Annotated in this window: 13 protein-coding genes; 4 read left to right on the top strand and 9 right to left on the bottom strand. The window is 41.1% G+C overall.

The features are described from left to right. Window positions 1-41: 41 nt before the first annotated feature. From F4W09_RS06580 to F4W09_RS06565, 4 genes are all read right to left on the bottom strand, one after another. Complete coding sequence (locus F4W09_RS06580) at window positions 42-296, bottom strand: type B 50S ribosomal protein L31 (protein WP_016168649.1); 255 nt, start codon at window positions 294-296, stop codon at window positions 42-44. Window positions 297-393: 97 nt separating this feature from the next. Further along, window positions 394-1,698, bottom strand: coding sequence for an ABC1 kinase family protein (locus tag F4W09_RS06575; RefSeq protein WP_044739654.1), 1,305 nt, complete (start codon window positions 1,696-1,698; stop codon window positions 394-396). A 307-nt stretch (window positions 1,699-2,005) separates the two neighbouring features. After that, window positions 2,006-3,304, bottom strand: coding sequence for an MATE family efflux transporter (locus tag F4W09_RS06570; protein ID WP_272482703.1), 1,299 nt, complete (start codon window positions 3,302-3,304; stop codon window positions 2,006-2,008). A gap of 92 nt (window positions 3,305-3,396) precedes the next feature. Further along, window positions 3,397-3,858: a DMT family transporter gene (locus tag F4W09_RS06565; protein WP_016168646.1), complete on the bottom strand. Its 462-nt coding sequence runs from the start codon at window positions 3,856-3,858 to the stop codon at window positions 3,397-3,399. A 79-nt stretch (window positions 3,859-3,937) separates the two neighbouring features. Here F4W09_RS06565 and hemW point away from each other — a divergent pair, with 79 nt between their 5' ends. Both hemW and hchA read left to right on the top strand, forming a co-directional pair. After that, entirely contained in the window at window positions 3,938-5,137 is a 1,200-nt protein-coding gene (gene hemW / locus F4W09_RS06560) for a radical SAM family heme chaperone HemW (RefSeq protein WP_418655081.1), read from the top strand. Between the two features lie 612 nt (window positions 5,138-5,749). Beyond that, window positions 5,750-6,619: a glyoxalase III HchA gene (gene hchA, locus F4W09_RS06555; protein WP_044739649.1), complete on the top strand. Its 870-nt coding sequence runs from the start codon at window positions 5,750-5,752 to the stop codon at window positions 6,617-6,619. 66 nt (window positions 6,620-6,685) lie between these two features. Here hchA and F4W09_RS06550 read toward each other — a convergent pair whose 3' ends face one another. Next, window positions 6,686-8,509, bottom strand: coding sequence for an acyl-CoA dehydrogenase C-terminal domain-containing protein (locus F4W09_RS06550; RefSeq protein WP_016168640.1), 1,824 nt, complete (start codon window positions 8,507-8,509; stop codon window positions 6,686-6,688). Window positions 8,510-8,749: 240 nt separating this feature from the next. Here F4W09_RS06550 and F4W09_RS06545 point away from each other — a divergent pair, with 240 nt between their 5' ends. Further along, window positions 8,750-11,134, top strand: a complete 2,385-nt coding sequence (locus tag F4W09_RS06545; protein ID WP_151504361.1) for a hypothetical protein — start codon at window positions 8,750-8,752, stop codon at window positions 11,132-11,134. Window positions 11,135-11,205: 71 nt separating this feature from the next. On the opposite strand, the gene aroE is transcribed toward F4W09_RS06545, so the two are convergent. The 3 genes from aroE to hemF form a co-directional block, all read right to left on the bottom strand. Continuing rightward, the gene (gene aroE / locus F4W09_RS06540) at window positions 11,206-11,994 is read right to left on the bottom strand and encodes a shikimate dehydrogenase (RefSeq protein WP_151504360.1); all 789 of its coding nucleotides are present in this window, start codon (window positions 11,992-11,994) and stop codon (window positions 11,206-11,208) included. A gap of 96 nt (window positions 11,995-12,090) precedes the next feature. Next, on the bottom strand, window positions 12,091-12,297 hold the full coding sequence (locus F4W09_RS06535) for a hypothetical protein (protein ID WP_151504359.1): 207 nt from the start codon (window positions 12,295-12,297) through the stop codon (window positions 12,091-12,093). A 283-nt stretch (window positions 12,298-12,580) separates the two neighbouring features. Continuing rightward, window positions 12,581-13,522: an oxygen-dependent coproporphyrinogen oxidase gene (gene hemF, locus F4W09_RS06530; RefSeq protein WP_151504358.1), complete on the bottom strand. Its 942-nt coding sequence runs from the start codon at window positions 13,520-13,522 to the stop codon at window positions 12,581-12,583. Between the two features lie 231 nt (window positions 13,523-13,753). On the opposite strand from hemF, the gene hemN reads away from it, so the two are divergent. Then, window positions 13,754-15,124 carry an oxygen-independent coproporphyrinogen III oxidase gene (gene hemN, locus F4W09_RS06525; RefSeq protein WP_151504357.1) on the top strand — a complete coding sequence of 457 codons (1,371 nt, stop codon included), beginning with the start codon at window positions 13,754-13,756 and terminating at the stop codon, window positions 15,122-15,124. A 57-nt stretch (window positions 15,125-15,181) separates the two neighbouring features. Here hemN and ribA read toward each other — a convergent pair whose 3' ends face one another. Continuing rightward, window positions 15,182-15,784, bottom strand: a complete 603-nt coding sequence (gene ribA / locus F4W09_RS06520) for a GTP cyclohydrolase II (protein ID WP_016168634.1) — start codon at window positions 15,782-15,784, stop codon at window positions 15,182-15,184. Between the last annotated feature and the right edge of the window lie 291 nt (window positions 15,785-16,075).

Raw genomic sequence — 16,075 nt, 5'->3', positions numbered from 1 at the left:
AGTTGTAGTTTAGAACGTCAAACTTAAAGCAAGATTAATTTTTAACGATTACGCTGAAAACGTGCAAAACGTTTATTGAAGCTGGCAACGCGACCTTCATTGCTGGCTTGACGAACTTCACCTGTATAAAACGGATGTGAGGCGCTGGAAATATCTAAGCTGACATAGGGATAAACCTGTCCTTGATATTCTTTTTGCTGCGCTGTATGCATGGTACTTCCAATAATAAAGTAAGCATCGGCATTGGTATCATGAAACAGTACTTCACGATATTCGGGATGAATGTTCGGACGCATTTTAAGACTCCTTATTGAATTTAAATTGATATGTTATAATATAACACAAATAATCTAAATAAAAAGACTGATATCATGATCAGTCTTTTATGGCGTTTTATTGGATATGCGGGGAAGGGACAAGTTCTTCAAAAACATCATTTAAATTATCATTTACTTTTAAATGAATCAGATTCCAATAATGTCCAGAGACGGTGCGATTGACCATTAAGGTGTCAGGAGAAGGTTTAAACACATCCCAATATTTCAGGGATGATTTCACCAGTTCCATGCCATCATGATGCGCTGAATTTTCTGCAAAATCATAATGTGTTGTCAGTGGACGCATTAACACTTCTAACCAAGCTTGATATAGAGGTTCTGGGAATTTGCCTTGTTCAGCAATGGCATGTAAGGCATTCAGTTGCTGTTCAATTTCGGAAATATCCTGTCGACGTGAGGCTTGGATCAATTGTTTGAAATGATGCACAATTTCATTAGACAGCACTTTCACACCGCCGTAATCATAAATAATCACACTGCCATCTTCACGAAATGCGAAGTTACCTGGGTGTGGGTCACAGTGAAAGCGTTTCAGATAAAAAATTTCCTGCCCAATCGCACGCAGTAAGCGTCGTCCCAATTCATTACGGGTTTGTTGTGGCCAAGTGCTGGCAGTTTCAATACTGTCACCAGCTTCTAAGCTCAAAGTCAGAATATGTCGTGAAGAGTAGTCGGGATAGACCTTGGGAATAATAATTTTACTGTCGAGTTTTTCATGGAAGGTACGTGCGACTTCCAAGTTCTGTGCTTCAATCTGATAATTGAGTTCATTGTCTAAACTGTGTTGGATTTCTTTAAATAAACGATCTTGTAATTTACGATCAACCTTTAATACCCCCATCAGACGCAAGGCGAGTCTTACTTGTTTGAGATCACTCTCACAGGCTTCATCTACGCCAGGATATTGCACCTTCACTACCACTTGTTCACCATGCGGCAAGATGGCTTTATGCACTTGACCAATCGAGGCAGCGGCAAAAGGCTGTTCATCGAACTGTTTAAAGATTTGATCTAAGGGTTTGCCTAGTTCTTTTTCGACTTGTTTTTTGATTTCGCCAAATGGCATGGCAGGGGCTTGACGTTGCAGTTTGGCAATCGCTCGTGATACTTCAGGCGGAAAAATATCTTTATATTGTGAGGCAATTTGACCCACTTTCATCACGGCGCCTTTCATCTCACCGAGCGTGTCTGCAATTTGAATCCCAATATCCTGAAACAACTGGCTACGTGCCGCATTTTTTTGTTCTTCATCGGCATTAAAGTTTCTAATAGAGTTGGACACGGTTTTGGTGGCAATACTTGCAGTCATACTAGCAAGTTTCATAAAGCGACGACCAGGTGTACGAGTCGTTTTGGCCATGCAGTGTACCTCGGAAAGATCTTAATCTTGAGTGTTTTTGATCATAGGCGTTAAAACTAAGTTTGCCTATTTTAAATTGTTAAAAATGCGTGAATATATTTAAATTTTCGCTTCAAATTTTCAACTTTTATGGTTGTTGTTCTGTATTTAAGGCTCAAATACATTGAATTATTGGGCATCAATACAGGATAAAAAAGATCAATAGAATGCTGAAAGCTGTGACGAGTTTGATTGGAGCAACAGACTGGTGGGTTTAAAATAGGAAGTATTCCCTCGTATTCAAGTTACAAGGGAATATAGTCTTTGATTAAGCCGATTGTTTGAGACGATGATTATTGAGATAGAGGCGGCTGAGCAAGAGCACACAAGCCACGGTTAAACCGACAATCAAGCCGACCCATACGCCTGCTGCTTGCATGGACGTAAAGCGCGCCAAATAAATACCGACAGGAAAAGCCACGACCCAATAGGCTATCATGGTGATCCACATTGGCCCTTTGGTGTCTTGCATACCACGCAAACAGCCCGCAGCACTGACTTGCCATGCATCCATGAGTTGATAGGTGATCGCAAATAAAACCAGATACATTGCAATTTGTGCCACATCATAGTCCGATGTATAAATCGCAATAATTTCGGCACGGAACACCCAGAGTAACAACATGGTAATAAGGGCAAAGCAGGTGCCCGCCGTCAATCCGACAGTTTGAACTTTGCGCATGGCTGCCCAGTTTTTCTCACCATAATAGGTTCCAACACGAATGGTGAGTGCAATCGCCAAGGACATTGGAATCATAAACAATTGTGAGGTAATCGAGATTGCAATTTGATGGGCAGCGACAATCGTATCGCCCAATGGACTGAGAATAATCGCCGCAGTACTGAAAATACTGACTTCAAAGAAAATAGCTAAACCAATCGGCAAACCCAATTTTAAAATGCGTTTAATCCAGTAAGGGTCAATTTTTTCCCATAGGGCAAAGACTTGTGTCGATTTATATGCACTGCTTTTAAAAATATAGGTGGCAAGGGTCAAGAACATCAACCATTGCAAAATGGCCGTTGCAAAGCCACAGCCTGCACTACCCAATTCGGGTACAGGTCCTAAGCCATACATAAACACAAAGTTCAACGGAATCAGTGCGACTAAAGCTAGAAGGCTAATGGCGGTGACAGGTCGTGGATAGCCTAAAGCTTCGGAATAGCCGCGCAGCGCCGCATACATGGTCACAGCAGGCATACCAAAACCAATTGCATGTAAAAATAGGCTGGCTTTGGGTTGTAGGCTTTCAGGTACACCAAACAGTGGCAGTAAAAACGGCATAACTTGTAAAACAAGTCCTGCAATGGTTCCTAAAATAAAAGCGACCCATAAAGACTGTCGGGCAATGGTGGCAATTTTTTCAGGGGTACGCGCCCCTTTGGCTTCCGCCACCAAAGGTGTGGTCGCAATCATGATGCCACTAAACAGCAGCATGACAGGAATCCAAAGACCAACCGCAACAGCAATCGAGGCTAAATCGTTTGGAGATAAATGTCCTGCCATAATGGTATCAATTAATCCCAAACCAGCTTGGGCAAATTGCGTCACCAAAATGGGTAACATTAAATGGAAAAGTTGTTTTAATTCATAGCGGGTAGATATGACATTCGACACAAAAATTACTCATCTTCATTATGTGCTTGGTCAGAATAGATTTAGCGTTGTAAAGTGAGAAGCACACCAATAAAAATTACGACGCCGCCGAGTAAACGCTGCCAATTCACAGGCGTTTTGTCGGTACCAAGTAGACCAAAATGGTCAAAAATCATCGATGTCAGAATTTGGCCAAAAATAACCAAACCTGAGAACGTGAGAAAACCTAATTTAGGGGCAGTATAGATGCTTATACTGATGGCATAAACCCCTAAGCATCCACCTAGCCACAAGTACCAAGGAATACTGGAAAAATCTTGTAAATTAGGTTTAGGTACAGGTTGGAATAGCACAAACAACGCTAAGACGATAGTTCCCACAGTAAATGACAGTAATGCTGCTTGTAGTGGGGAATGTAAATGTTCTCTTAATTGACTGTTAATAGCAGTTTGAAAGGTCATGGCAATACCAATACCGAATGCAAGCGGTAAGAAAAACAGCAATTGACTCGATATTTTCATCATTTTAACCCATTCATTCTTCTTGTCTTTTTATCAGTCTAATCCAAATACACATAGATTTCATAAGTGTCTTGATGCAGTCATGTTAAAATATGCAAGATTCCCATTGTGCTTTAGAGTCTTTTCCTTGACTGATTTACATCCTGAAAATATCCCCTTGTCTTTATATATTCACATGCCTTGGTGTGTGCGTAAGTGCCCGTATTGCGACTTTAATTCTCATGCGGTGCCAGATGGCAAACTGTCTTTGGATTTGGAGCAACAGTATTTACAGGCTTTGGTTGAGGACTTTAAGACCCAAGTTGAATTTGCTCAAGGTCGAGCCATTCATAGCGTATTTATTGGTGGTGGAACGCCCTCGCTTATTTCTGCACAAGGTTATCAATGGTTATTTAGCCAATTAAAAGCCTTGTTGCCTTTTGAGGCCGACTGTGAAATTACCTTAGAAGCCAATCCAGGTACGGTCGAGCATGATCCTTTTGCTGATTATTTGGCAGCAGGCATTAATCGCCTCTCAATTGGGGTTCAAAGCTTTAACACCGAGCATTTAACCAAGTTGGGACGAATTCACAGCAATGCCGATGCGATTTCTGCGATTGGTTTGGCACGTGATGCAGGATTTCAGCGGATTAATGTGGACTTAATGCATGGTTTGCCTGAACAGACTTTAGAACAGGCTTTACTGGATTTAAAGCTGGCGGTGGAAAATGGTGCAACTCATATTTCATGGTATCAATTAACCATTGAACCGAACACGGTGTTCTTTAGAACGCAGCCTATTTTACCTATAGATGATTTACTTGAAGAAATTCAAGTGCAGGGTGAAGCTTATTTAAAAGCACAAGGTTTTATTAACTATGAAGTTTCGGCATGGCGTAAAGAATTGCCTTCGGCACATAATTTGAATTACTGGCAGTTTGGCGATTACTTGGCAATCGGGGCAGGCGCACATGCCAAAGTTACCCAGCCAGATGGCGTGTACCGTTTTCAGAAAACCCGTTTACCTAAAGATTATTTAGCCAAAGTTCCTGCGGAGCATGTGCAGTTTAAACGGATTGAAGCAGATGAATTGCCGTTTGAGTTTATGATGAATGTGTTGCGTTTAAATGATGGGGTTGCTGCCGAAAATTATGCGCAGCGTACAGGTTTGAGTTTGGATGATCTAGCCGACACCTTAACTTCACTCCGTAGTCGAAAGTTGATGTCGGATGATGCAACTCGTTTGGCATGTACCGAGCAGGGGCATGTGTTTTTAAATTCGGTGCTGGAAGAGTTTCTTTAGCTTAAATAAATCATTATTTTTTTATTGACAGGTATCGCATCTTATTGAAACTAAAAATGATTGGTCAAGTTTGAAGGTTCTATCTAGCAGTTCAATTCAAGATGAATTGGACTTTTTGTTGATTGTGAAAGGCTGAACTACACTGATTTTTCAAACTGCACCGTCCTTTCAATCGTTTAAATTAAAAACATGGCTTGAGTATGTTTTTTTAAGAAGTTTTATTGTATTGCTAAAATATCTTATGCGACGTTTTTTGACTTTGTACGAATTAGCTTACATCAATTCCCGCTTTTTGCACCTATGCGCCGCATCATGATTTTCATAAGATAGAACCATAGAGAGCAGGATGCTCCAATAGAATAACAATAAAGATCTGCACAAGGACGAAGGTAAGACAGGAGTCATACCTCAGCATTGAATATGAAAAACCCCGACAGGATGTCGGGGTTTTTTATTGGCCAAATTTTTATTGATTGCAAAGAAAAGCTTCGAATTACATCTTAAAAACAGTGCCACTGTGAAACTTTGCTATGCTGAATAAATGAGCTGCGGTACAGGACTCTAAGTTTCGAAAAGTTGAAAATAACCACGCAATAATAAAGGAGAATTCGCATGGTACAGACCAGCCAAGACCGTAATCCAACCCCTGATTTAGCTGAAGATAATGCCTTTTTCCCTTCGCCTTACTCACTTTCTCAATACACTGCCAGTAAAACTGATTTTGATGGCACGGACTATCCAACGCCTTATACTGGGAATAAAAAAATTCTGATGATTGCAAGCGATGAACGCTATTTGCTCATGAAAAATGGCAAATTCTTCTCTACGGGCAACCATCCTGTAGAAACCTTGTTGCCGATGTATCATCTAGATCGTGCAGGTTTCAAAATTGATATTGCGACCTTATCGGGCAATCCCGTCAAGCTTGAAATGTGGGCGATGCCTCATGAAGATGCTGTGGTGCCAGCAACATTCCAAAAATATTTAGCCCAGTTTAAAAAGCCTTTAAAACTTGCAGATGTATTGAAAAATAGTTTAGGTGAGGACTCTCCCTATTTGGCTGTCCTTATTCCCGGTGGGCATGGTGCTTTAATTGGTTTACCTCAAAGTGAAGACTTAAAAACTTTATTGAAATGGGCGGTAGCCAAAGATAAATTTGTGATTTCTTTGTGCCATGGGCCAGCAGGATTATTGGCAGCAGCTGTGAATGAAGCACCAGAAAATTATATTTTTAAAGGCTATAAAATGTGTGTTTTCCCTGATGCACTAGATCAAGGAGCAAACCTAGATATTGGTTATATGCCGGGGGAGTTACCTTGGTTATTGGCGGAACGCCTCGAACAATTGGGTGTTGAGGTGGTCAATAAAGAGATGTCGGGACAATGTATTCGTGACCGTAAGTTAATTACAGGCGATAGTCCATTGGCATCGAATACCTTGGGTAAAATGGCAGCTCAGGCTTTATTGGAAGAAGTTCAGTAGAGAAATGAAAAGAGATGCGAAGAATAAAAAAGACCGCTTTAGCGGTCTTTTTATTGAGTTTATAACTTAGTAATCAAAACTAAAATGTTCCGCAGCTAATGAGGTCATGGTGCGTGAAGGGTTGACCATCGCTTCAGCATGACCTTGTGTACGTGGTAGCAAACGTTCAAAGTAGAAGTCTGCGACTTTAATTTTAGCTTTATAAAATTCTGGGGTTTCTTGACCTTCACCTGCTGCAAGTTTAGCAGAAGCTACTGCCGCTTGTTGCGCCCAGAAATAAGCCATCATCACATAGCCCGAGAACATGAGGAAGTCTACAGATGCACTTGATACGATATCGCGGTCTTTACGTGCTGCAAGCATAATACGCACAGTTAAAGCATTCCACTGTGCGCAAAGCTTGGTTAAATCCCACGCAAAACGGCGCATGTATTTATTGCGTGCATGTTGACCACAGAATTTTAAAATTTCAGCCGTATAGTCACGAATCACTTTACCTTTAGAGGTCAGTAAAACTTTACGACCAATCAAGTCCAGTGCCTGAACACCTGTAGTTCCTTCGTATAGGGTTGAAATACGTGCATCTCGTGCAATTTGTTCCATCCCCCATTCTTTAATATAACCGTGACCACCATAAACTTGCATACCATGATTGGCTGCTTCTAAGCCTAATTCTGTTAGAAAGCCTTTTAAAATTGGGGTGTAAAAACCTAAATGATCATCGGCTGCTTCAAATGCGGCTGTATCGCCCAGTGTTAATGCATCGGCCATTTTGTCGGCAATTTGTGCAGCATGATAAATCATGGCACGGCCACCTTCAGCAATCGCTTTTTGAGTCAACAACATACGACGCACATCGGCATGGTGAATAATCGCATCCGCGACTTTTTCAGGGTCTTTTTTACCTGAAAGGGCACGCATTGACATACGTTCTTTGGCATAAGGTAACGCGCCTTGGAAAGACAGTTCAGCATGTGCAATACCTTGAATCGCGGTCCCAATACGTGCAGTATTCATAAAGGTGAACATGGCATGTAAGCCTTTGTTCGGTTCACCGATTAAATAACCTACAGCATTGTCAAAGTTTAAGACTGCTGTTGCAGAAGCTCGAATCCCCATCTTATGTTCAATCGAACCACACGTTACAGGGTTGCGTTCACCGAGGCTGCCATCCTCATTCACCAAAAATTTAGGCACAATGAACAGAGAAATACCTTTGGTGCCAGCAGGTGCATCTGGAAGGCGGGCGAGAACGATGTGAATGATATTTTCAGTTAAATCTTGTTCACCCGCAGAGATGAAAATTTTGGTGCCTGAAATATTATAGGTACCATCGCTATTTGGCTCTGCTTTGGTTTTGACTTGGCCTAAGTCTGTACCACATTGTGGCTCTGTTAAACACATGGTACCTGACCATGTCCCTGCAACCAAATTTGGCATATACAGATTTTTTTGTTCATCTGTACCAAACTGTAAAATGGTGTTCATACAGCCAATACTTAAACCAGGGTACATCTGGAATGACCAGTTTGCCGTCCCCATCATTTCCGATTTAATCAAGTTTAAAGATTGTGGTAAGTTTTGACCGCCAAATTCCTCAGGGAAAGATAAACCTTGCCAACCACCTTGGACAAATTGGTCATAGGCTTCTTTAAAACCTTTTGGCGTTTTCACTTCACCATTGTCAAAATGACAGCCTTCTTCATCGCCAGATTGATTAATTGGCGAAAGTACGTTTTCACAAAAATCCGCTGCACCTTCTAGAATCATGTCTACAGTGTCAGCATCAGCGAGTTCGCCGTTGGATAAAGTTTTGTAATGTGCAGGGTAATCAAACACTTCATTCATTAAAAAACGAATGTCGTGTAGGGGAGCTTTATATGCTGGCATGATATTAATCCTAATTTAGAAATAGTTTTGGATTATCCGAATCGATAATTTGATTATTCACATTAGTTATAAAAATACATTGATAGTGTAGCCCAATAGAAATGTCAGAAAGGCTAATTAAAGTAAAAAATGTTATCAAAATATTGTATTTTTTTGCTACAGTATCTGCGGTCTTTTGATCATTTAATCAATTTTTTTGATGTCTTAAAGTATAAATAAATAAGGGGTTTAAAAAAACCTATGCGTTTAAAATATTTAAGTTGCTGTCTTTTAAGTTTGAGCATAGTCGGTTGCTCTCAGCATGTCATAAAATCCAATTCGAATACATCTAATTCGACCAATACCTCTTTGGAACAACAAGCGGTTACTGGCGTCAATGCGATGTATGAATATCCGAGTTACGATTATCGCGGTAACATGGGTTTCCAGTTTGATACCAGTAAAGGCAAAGTTGCCAATACCCAAACAACTTCTAATTCGACGCAGAATTTAGACCCCGCCATTCAAAAGCAGTTAGATCAGTACTTAAAACAACAAAAGTTGTCGTTGAGTAAACAAGAGAAGCAGGCCTTGTATGAGGCGATTCTTGCAGAGCAAAGCCCGTATTCTTACGGTCAAGGTTCGGATTCATCATCTGCCCGCATTGCTGCAGGTCTGATGAATTTTATGAATGATTTAAAAATTAGCTATGATGGTTCGGTACATTATCGAGACAAAATGGCATCTTTAAATCTGGTGGCCAAGTATCAAAAACCAACGCTATTGGTTGAAGCGAAGCTCCCAATGGTGGTGGATTTTCAAAACTATAAGTTCTATGCCAATTATTTTGCGTTCATGCCTTACTTGGTCAATAAAGACAGTCAGGCATCTTATGCATATTTAGATTTTTCTAAATATAAACAAGATCTTGATCGTGTAAATGTGCCTAAACTGGTCGATTACCTGAAACAGATGAATGCTTTGCCTTATGTATTGGCTGATACTAAACAATTGCAGCGTATGCATGTTTCAGCATCAGAAAAACAACAGGGCATCAGCAATAAAATCCGCTATCAAGGTGATTTGGGCAATTTAATGCTGCAAATGAGTCTGTTTGAGCAGATTAATAAACCATACCTTACTCAGCGAGTCATGGGCGTGGTTGAAACTGATACCGTTAGTGAAGATGCTTCAATTGTAGCAGAAGAGGCCGAAAAAGCTGCAGACGCAGCGGTTGCAGCAAGCAGTGAATCAGTGAGTGCACAAGCCTATGCATCTTCAGAGCGTGTAGCAACCTTAATTAATAATCGTTTGGATGAGTTGTTATATCCAGAGCAAGAATCAACTGATGCATCTGAACATACAGAAGAGGTTGCCGAAGCGCAGGAAGAAACTGTTGAAGATGAAGTAGCAGAAGATGTTGCTACGGGTGCAGTTGCTGCAGCATCATCAAGTCAACTTTTATCGGAACAGGCATGTGAAGCATTGTTGAGCAGTAAAAAACATCTCGCAATTGGTGATGTAACTTACTGTCAAGATATCTATGGCATCAAGTTGCTACAAACAGCGCAAGGTAAAGCGAAATCAACCGCTTCTGCTTCTGCACTGGAGCAAAAAGTGTTGGCGATGCAAGAGGTAGAACATATTTTTGAACCTTATGTTAGCGATCAATTAACCGATGTGCAGGCGTTTAAAGCGCTTTGGATTAAGCATCAACCTGAAATTCAGGCTGCTTTAGCAGAAAGTGGGCAGGCTATGCCAGTCACTATAGATGTGGCGTTGGATAATCAAGGTCGTGCAGTAGATTTGGCATATCAATTACAATTTGCTGATGAGACCATTGGGAACTTCGGTATCAATCTAGATATGCAAGTCTCGAATTATGGACATGCCACACCGATTGATAAAAAAGCATTACGCGATGCCAAATCGGTTGAGGAAGTCACCAAAGGCTCAATGCTAGAAAATGTAGTGACAGGCTTTACCAAATCGTTAGGTATGTCTGGAACTGGTGTAGATGGACAGCAGGGAGAACAGTTGAGCTTTGATCAGCAGTTGTCGGACTTGGCAGAAAAAACTTTTGCAAACACAGGTTCTTATATTAAGACTTACCAATCGGTCTTCGTCTTGATGCTGTCTGCAAACCGCCCTGAAATAGTGAAGCATTATAGCAATAGCGAATTAAATGAAATTGCAGAAGTCTATGCTTACCGTTTCAATGACCGTTTAGAAGAGCCGAAAGGCAAAGCTTTAACTCGTTTGAATAGCCTGAAAGCAAAGCACAAATTACTAGATCCAGATCAGTTTGATGAGTTGGGTTATAGCGCTGCGCGTATTGTTCAAGACGCTTCGGAAGGTGCGAAAGAATATCAGGCATGGAACAAGCGAGTTCAGCAGTATAAAACGCCGCAAGCGGTCTTTGCAGATTATTATATTGAGTTATTTCAGGATGACTATGAGCTCAATGCTGAGCAAACCAAAACTTTAAAAAGTGCGGCAGCGGTACTGGGGCAAGCATTTGCAGATGATCGTAAGGATAAACTTTCCGAGCAATCTATTGCCAAGTTAAACAAAGACCACGATGGTTTTATGGATTATGATCTGTATGAAAAAGCGTATGTCGCTGTGGTTAAGCATTTGAAATAAAGTCATGTATTCAAAAAAGCCAACCTAAGTCGGTTGGCTTTTTTTATTTTCTCAAGGGTGTTCTTGAGTGATTAAAGGAAATCTTTTAATTCAGGTTTCACCCCATTCCAAATGGAAAAGGCTTCTATGGCTTGTCCAACTAACATGCCAAACCCTTCAGAACTTGGGATACCGCGTGCTTTGGCTTGGTCAAGAAAACTGGAGGGTTTACCGTAAGCCATTTCGTAAGCATGGTGAAAAATCAGTTGCTCTGGAAGGATTAAGGCTTCACCACTCAAACTGGCAGAAGTGGCATTAATCACCAGATCAAATTCTCCAGTTAAGGTAGTGAGTGCTGTCGCACTGAGTTCAGCTTGCGGCACATACTGTTGTAAATCTGTCACCAGTTGTTCCGCACGAGATAGCGTACGGTTGGCGATCACGATATGTTTCGCGCCTGCTTGTACCAAAGGATAAATCACACCACGTGTTGCCCCACCTGCACCTAAAATTAAGATGCGGCTTTGAGCGAGTGACCATCCCAAAGCATGGATCGCATCGACCAGACCTTGACCATCGGTATTGTCGCCATGAAGTATGCCATCTTGCATCCATAGCGTATTGACGGCTTTGGCAATCTTGGCTCGTTCGGTCAGTACCTGACATTGCGCAAAGGCTTGCTCTTTAAATGGAACAGTGACATTCATACCACAGCCACCTTGAGCGAAAAAATCTTGCACACTGGCTTCAAAGCCATCTAGAGGGGCTAAGCGTTTGCTGTAGCGGAGGTCGATGCCTGTTTTTGCTGCAAAGGCATGATGAAGTTCAGGGGAACGAGACTGTTCAATCGGGTTGCCGATGACAGCGAATTGTTTGCTCATCGCACAAAATCCATGTGAGAAATGCCGTTCAATATACGGCAAATTGCACTCAGGCTAAAGCGCTAACCTATTTTTTCTGGGGTGGAAATCAAGTGCTTATGGATTACAAATATTGTGAATCGTATCAAAGATGAGTTTTGCAGTGGTCAGGGCTAAGCCAATTGCAGCAAGTACAGCAATACTGATCGACGCATTATCATTGAATGCACTTTCGGAAAAAATAGTCGTACTGATTGAACTCAGGAAGACAATAGCAAAGCAGGAAAAAACCATGATGGTTGAACTAACTTTTTTTGTGAACATGTTAGAGACCTCAGATGACAGCACAGAACGATACGAGATTTTCATGTCATTAAAATGAATATATTAAAAATACCTTCTTCAGTTTATGTATTTTTAAACCGTAAAGAGCGGGAATGCTGTTTTAAAGCGGTGACAGTATTTTTGATAAATGCAAAGAATAGACATTTTTGTAGAAGACATTCTACGGGGAGTTTGCAGGGAAATATACAAATCTAAGCTATAAGTCGCCCTGATCTGGTTAAAAAGGGCGTACTTAAGGTTTCAAAATTGTAAGTGCGTGTGTCTATTTGAGTAGATTGAGCCAATCTTGAGGTTTTAAATAATAATCCGTGAGCTTTTTCTCGGCAGAGTCTGCCTCCCATTCAGGGCGATATGACCAACCCGCTAAATTAGGCAAACTGACCAAAATCGATTCAATTCGTCCGCCTGTTTGTAACCCAAATAATGTGCCACGGTCATAAACCAGATTGTATTCGACATAACGACCACGACGGTAAATCTGGAATTCACGTTGTGCTTCAGTATAAGGTTTATCTTGATTTTTTTGGAAAATTGGCAGGATCGCGTTTAGGTAACCATTGCCCACCGCTTGAATGTAGTTAAAACAGGTTTCAAAGTCCCATTGATTTAAATCATCAAAGAACAAACCACCAACACCGCGTTGTTCATCACGATGTTTTAAATAGAAATAGTCATCACACCATTGCTTATGCTCGGCATAGACGCCATCGCCAAATGGAGCACATAAGTCATACGCCGTTTGATGCCAAGACCGTACATCTTCATCGTTAGGATAAAATGGGGTGAGGTCAAAACCACCCCCAAACCACCAGATTGGGTCTTGTCCTTCAGGCTCCGCTACAAATAACCGTACATTGGCATGTGAAGTCGGCACATTCGGATTTTTAGGATGAATCACTAAAGACACCCCCATGGCTTGGGCTTTTGCACCTGCAATTGAAGGATGACGTTCAGTGGCAGAAGCAGGCAGTTTGGAAATGTTGATGTGTGAGAACATCACACCACCTTTTTCAATCACTGTACCATTTTGTAATACGCGTGAACGTCCGCCACCGCCTTCAGGGCGTTGCCAATCATCAATGATAAATTCAGCAGTTCCACCGCCAGCACGTTCTTGTTGTTCTAAGCTAGCACAAATACGGGCTTGTAAATCGAGAAGAAAGTCACGAACACGTTGAATATCTGTGGACGTTGGATGTTGCATCTCAACCCTCTAAAAAATAATAAAAGTTGCCCTAACATGTAACATAAAATCATAAAAAAATTAAGGTTTTTTCTTATTTGGATAAATAAGTTGGTTGGTTTGAATTACAGTATCTATCTGATCTCATAGAAATTATCCCGACTAAAAGGCTAGGTTGAATTCTGAATTTAAGCTCCGCACAATAGAGGAAACACGCCTGTTGTATCAGGCAGAGATTCTGATGAGGCATCCATGACTCAAGCCAATTCCCTTATTCAAAAGTACAATGTTGCAGGTCCACGCTATACCAGTTATCCAACTGTGCCGTATTGGGAAGAGCAAGATTTTAGTTTGGTGCAGTGGAAGCAAAGCCTAAAGCGAGCATTTGATGAATCGAATGCCCGAGAAGGCATTAGTTTGTATATCCATCTGCCGTTTTGTGAAAGCCTATGTACCTTTTGTGGCTGCCACAAACGCGTCACCAAAAAGCATGAGATGGAACAGCCTTACATTCAAGCAGTGTTAAAAGAGTGGGACTTGTACTGTCAGTTGTTGGTCGAAAAACCCATTATCAAAGAAATTCATTTGGGCGGTGGCACACCGACTTTCTTTTCGGCCGAACATTTAACTCAACTTATCCAAGGCATTTTGTCGCAAGCGGAAATCTCGGACGAATATGAATTTAGTTTTGAAGGGCATCCGAACAATACCACGCGTGAACATCTGCAAGCCCTATATGACCTTGGTTTCCGCCGTGTCAGCTACGGAGTGCAGGATTATAATGAAAAAGTACAAAAAGCCATTCATCGCATTCAACCCTTTGCGCATGTACAACAAGTGACGGATTGGGCGCGGGAAATAGGTTATACCTCTATCTCGCATGATTTGGTGTTTGGCCTGCCTTTCCAAGATTTAACCGATGTTTTACATACCATTGATCAAACCAATCTGTTACGTCCAGACCGTTTGGCATTTTATAGTTATGCGCATGTGCCTTGGATTAAAGGCAATGGACAACGTGGTTTTAAAGATCAGGATGTCCCCAAAGACGAATTAAAACGCCAGCTCTATGAAGAGGGTAAGAAAAAACTGCTGGCACAAGGTTATTATGAAATTGGCATGGACCATTTTGCTTTGTCACATGACAAAATGTATCAAGCCTTTCAGCAAGCCAATTTACATCGTAATTTTATGGGGTATACCTCATCCAAAACTCAGGTCATGATTGGTTTAGGGCTTTCGTCCATCAGTGATAGTTGGTACAGCTTTGCGCAGAATGAAAAGACTTTAGAAGATTATTATGCACGCCTAGAGCAAAATGAAATCCCTGTCTATCGTGGGCATATTTTAAGCAATGAAGACTTGGTTATTCGGCAACATATTCTGAATTTAATGTGTACCTTTACGACGTCATGGCAGGATAAAGCTCAGAGATTTCCAGAATTACCACAGGTGTTACAACAACTAGAAGAAATGCAAAAAGATGGCTTGTTAACGATTGAAGCAGATCACATTCAAATTACTGAGCAAGGCAAACCTTTTGTGCGAAATATTTGTATGGCATTCGATTTGCGTTTAAGTCGAAAAATGCCGAATAACCGTATTTTCTCGATGACGATTTAGCTGACTTAAATGCTGTTATTGATTGAAAAATATGCAAATAAATCAGACGAGGATGACTTAAAAGTCATCCTTTTTATACATATGTGCCATGCGTTCATGTTTGGTTTTTAAATAATCTTCATTGAACGGATTTAAACCCACCGTTAATGGTACACGGTCAATTACATTAATGCCAAGATCGGTTAATGCTTTAATCTTTAATGGATTATTGGTAACCAAGCGAACTTCTTTGATATTGAGATGATCCAACATAATGCTACACATGTCATAGCGACGTGCATCGGCAGGTAAATTCAGCATGAGGTTGGCATCGACGGTGTCATGTCCTTGATCTTGCAGGGCATAGGCGCGAATTTTATTGGTAAGACCAATGCCGCGGCCTTCCTGACGCAAGTAGAGAATGACGCCTTGTCCGACTTCATTAATGAGTTTTTGGGTGGCTTGTAATTGCGGACCACAGTCACATTTTAATGATGCGAAAGCATCACCAGTCAAACATTCCGAGTGAATGCGAACCAATACTGGACCCGTTGGTGGTGTATCGAGTCCTTTAGAGAGCGCAACATGTTCTTCACCCGTTTTCGGGTCTTGAAAGACCGTAATTTTAAATTCACCAAAAGCAGTGGGAAGGCGAGACGTTGCGACAAATTCTATAGGCACTGTTTAACCCGTTAAATAGTTTATAAATTGACTAAAGTATAGCGTAATGCTTGGACATTAGTAGAATAGTCACATTGAAAATGTATGCAAGATTTTCTTTTTTGTAGAAAGCGAACGATAATAGTTGATAAATAGCTATATTATTCAGGATAATCTACGCACCAAAAAACGCCAATTGAGTTTTGTACTCAAGTACGCATCGCCAGAAATGTGGCTGATTGAAGGTGATATCATCCCACGATGATCGAGTAACCCATTTACCTAGCTTAGGATTTGCCAGGCTTTAGAAGG

This window comes from Acinetobacter tandoii (assembly GCF_008867985.1).
GTDB lineage: Bacteria > Pseudomonadota > Gammaproteobacteria > Pseudomonadales > Moraxellaceae > Acinetobacter > Acinetobacter tandoii.
Note: the sequence above shows the minus strand (reverse complement) of the source record. Positions and strands in the feature narration are given on the sequence as shown.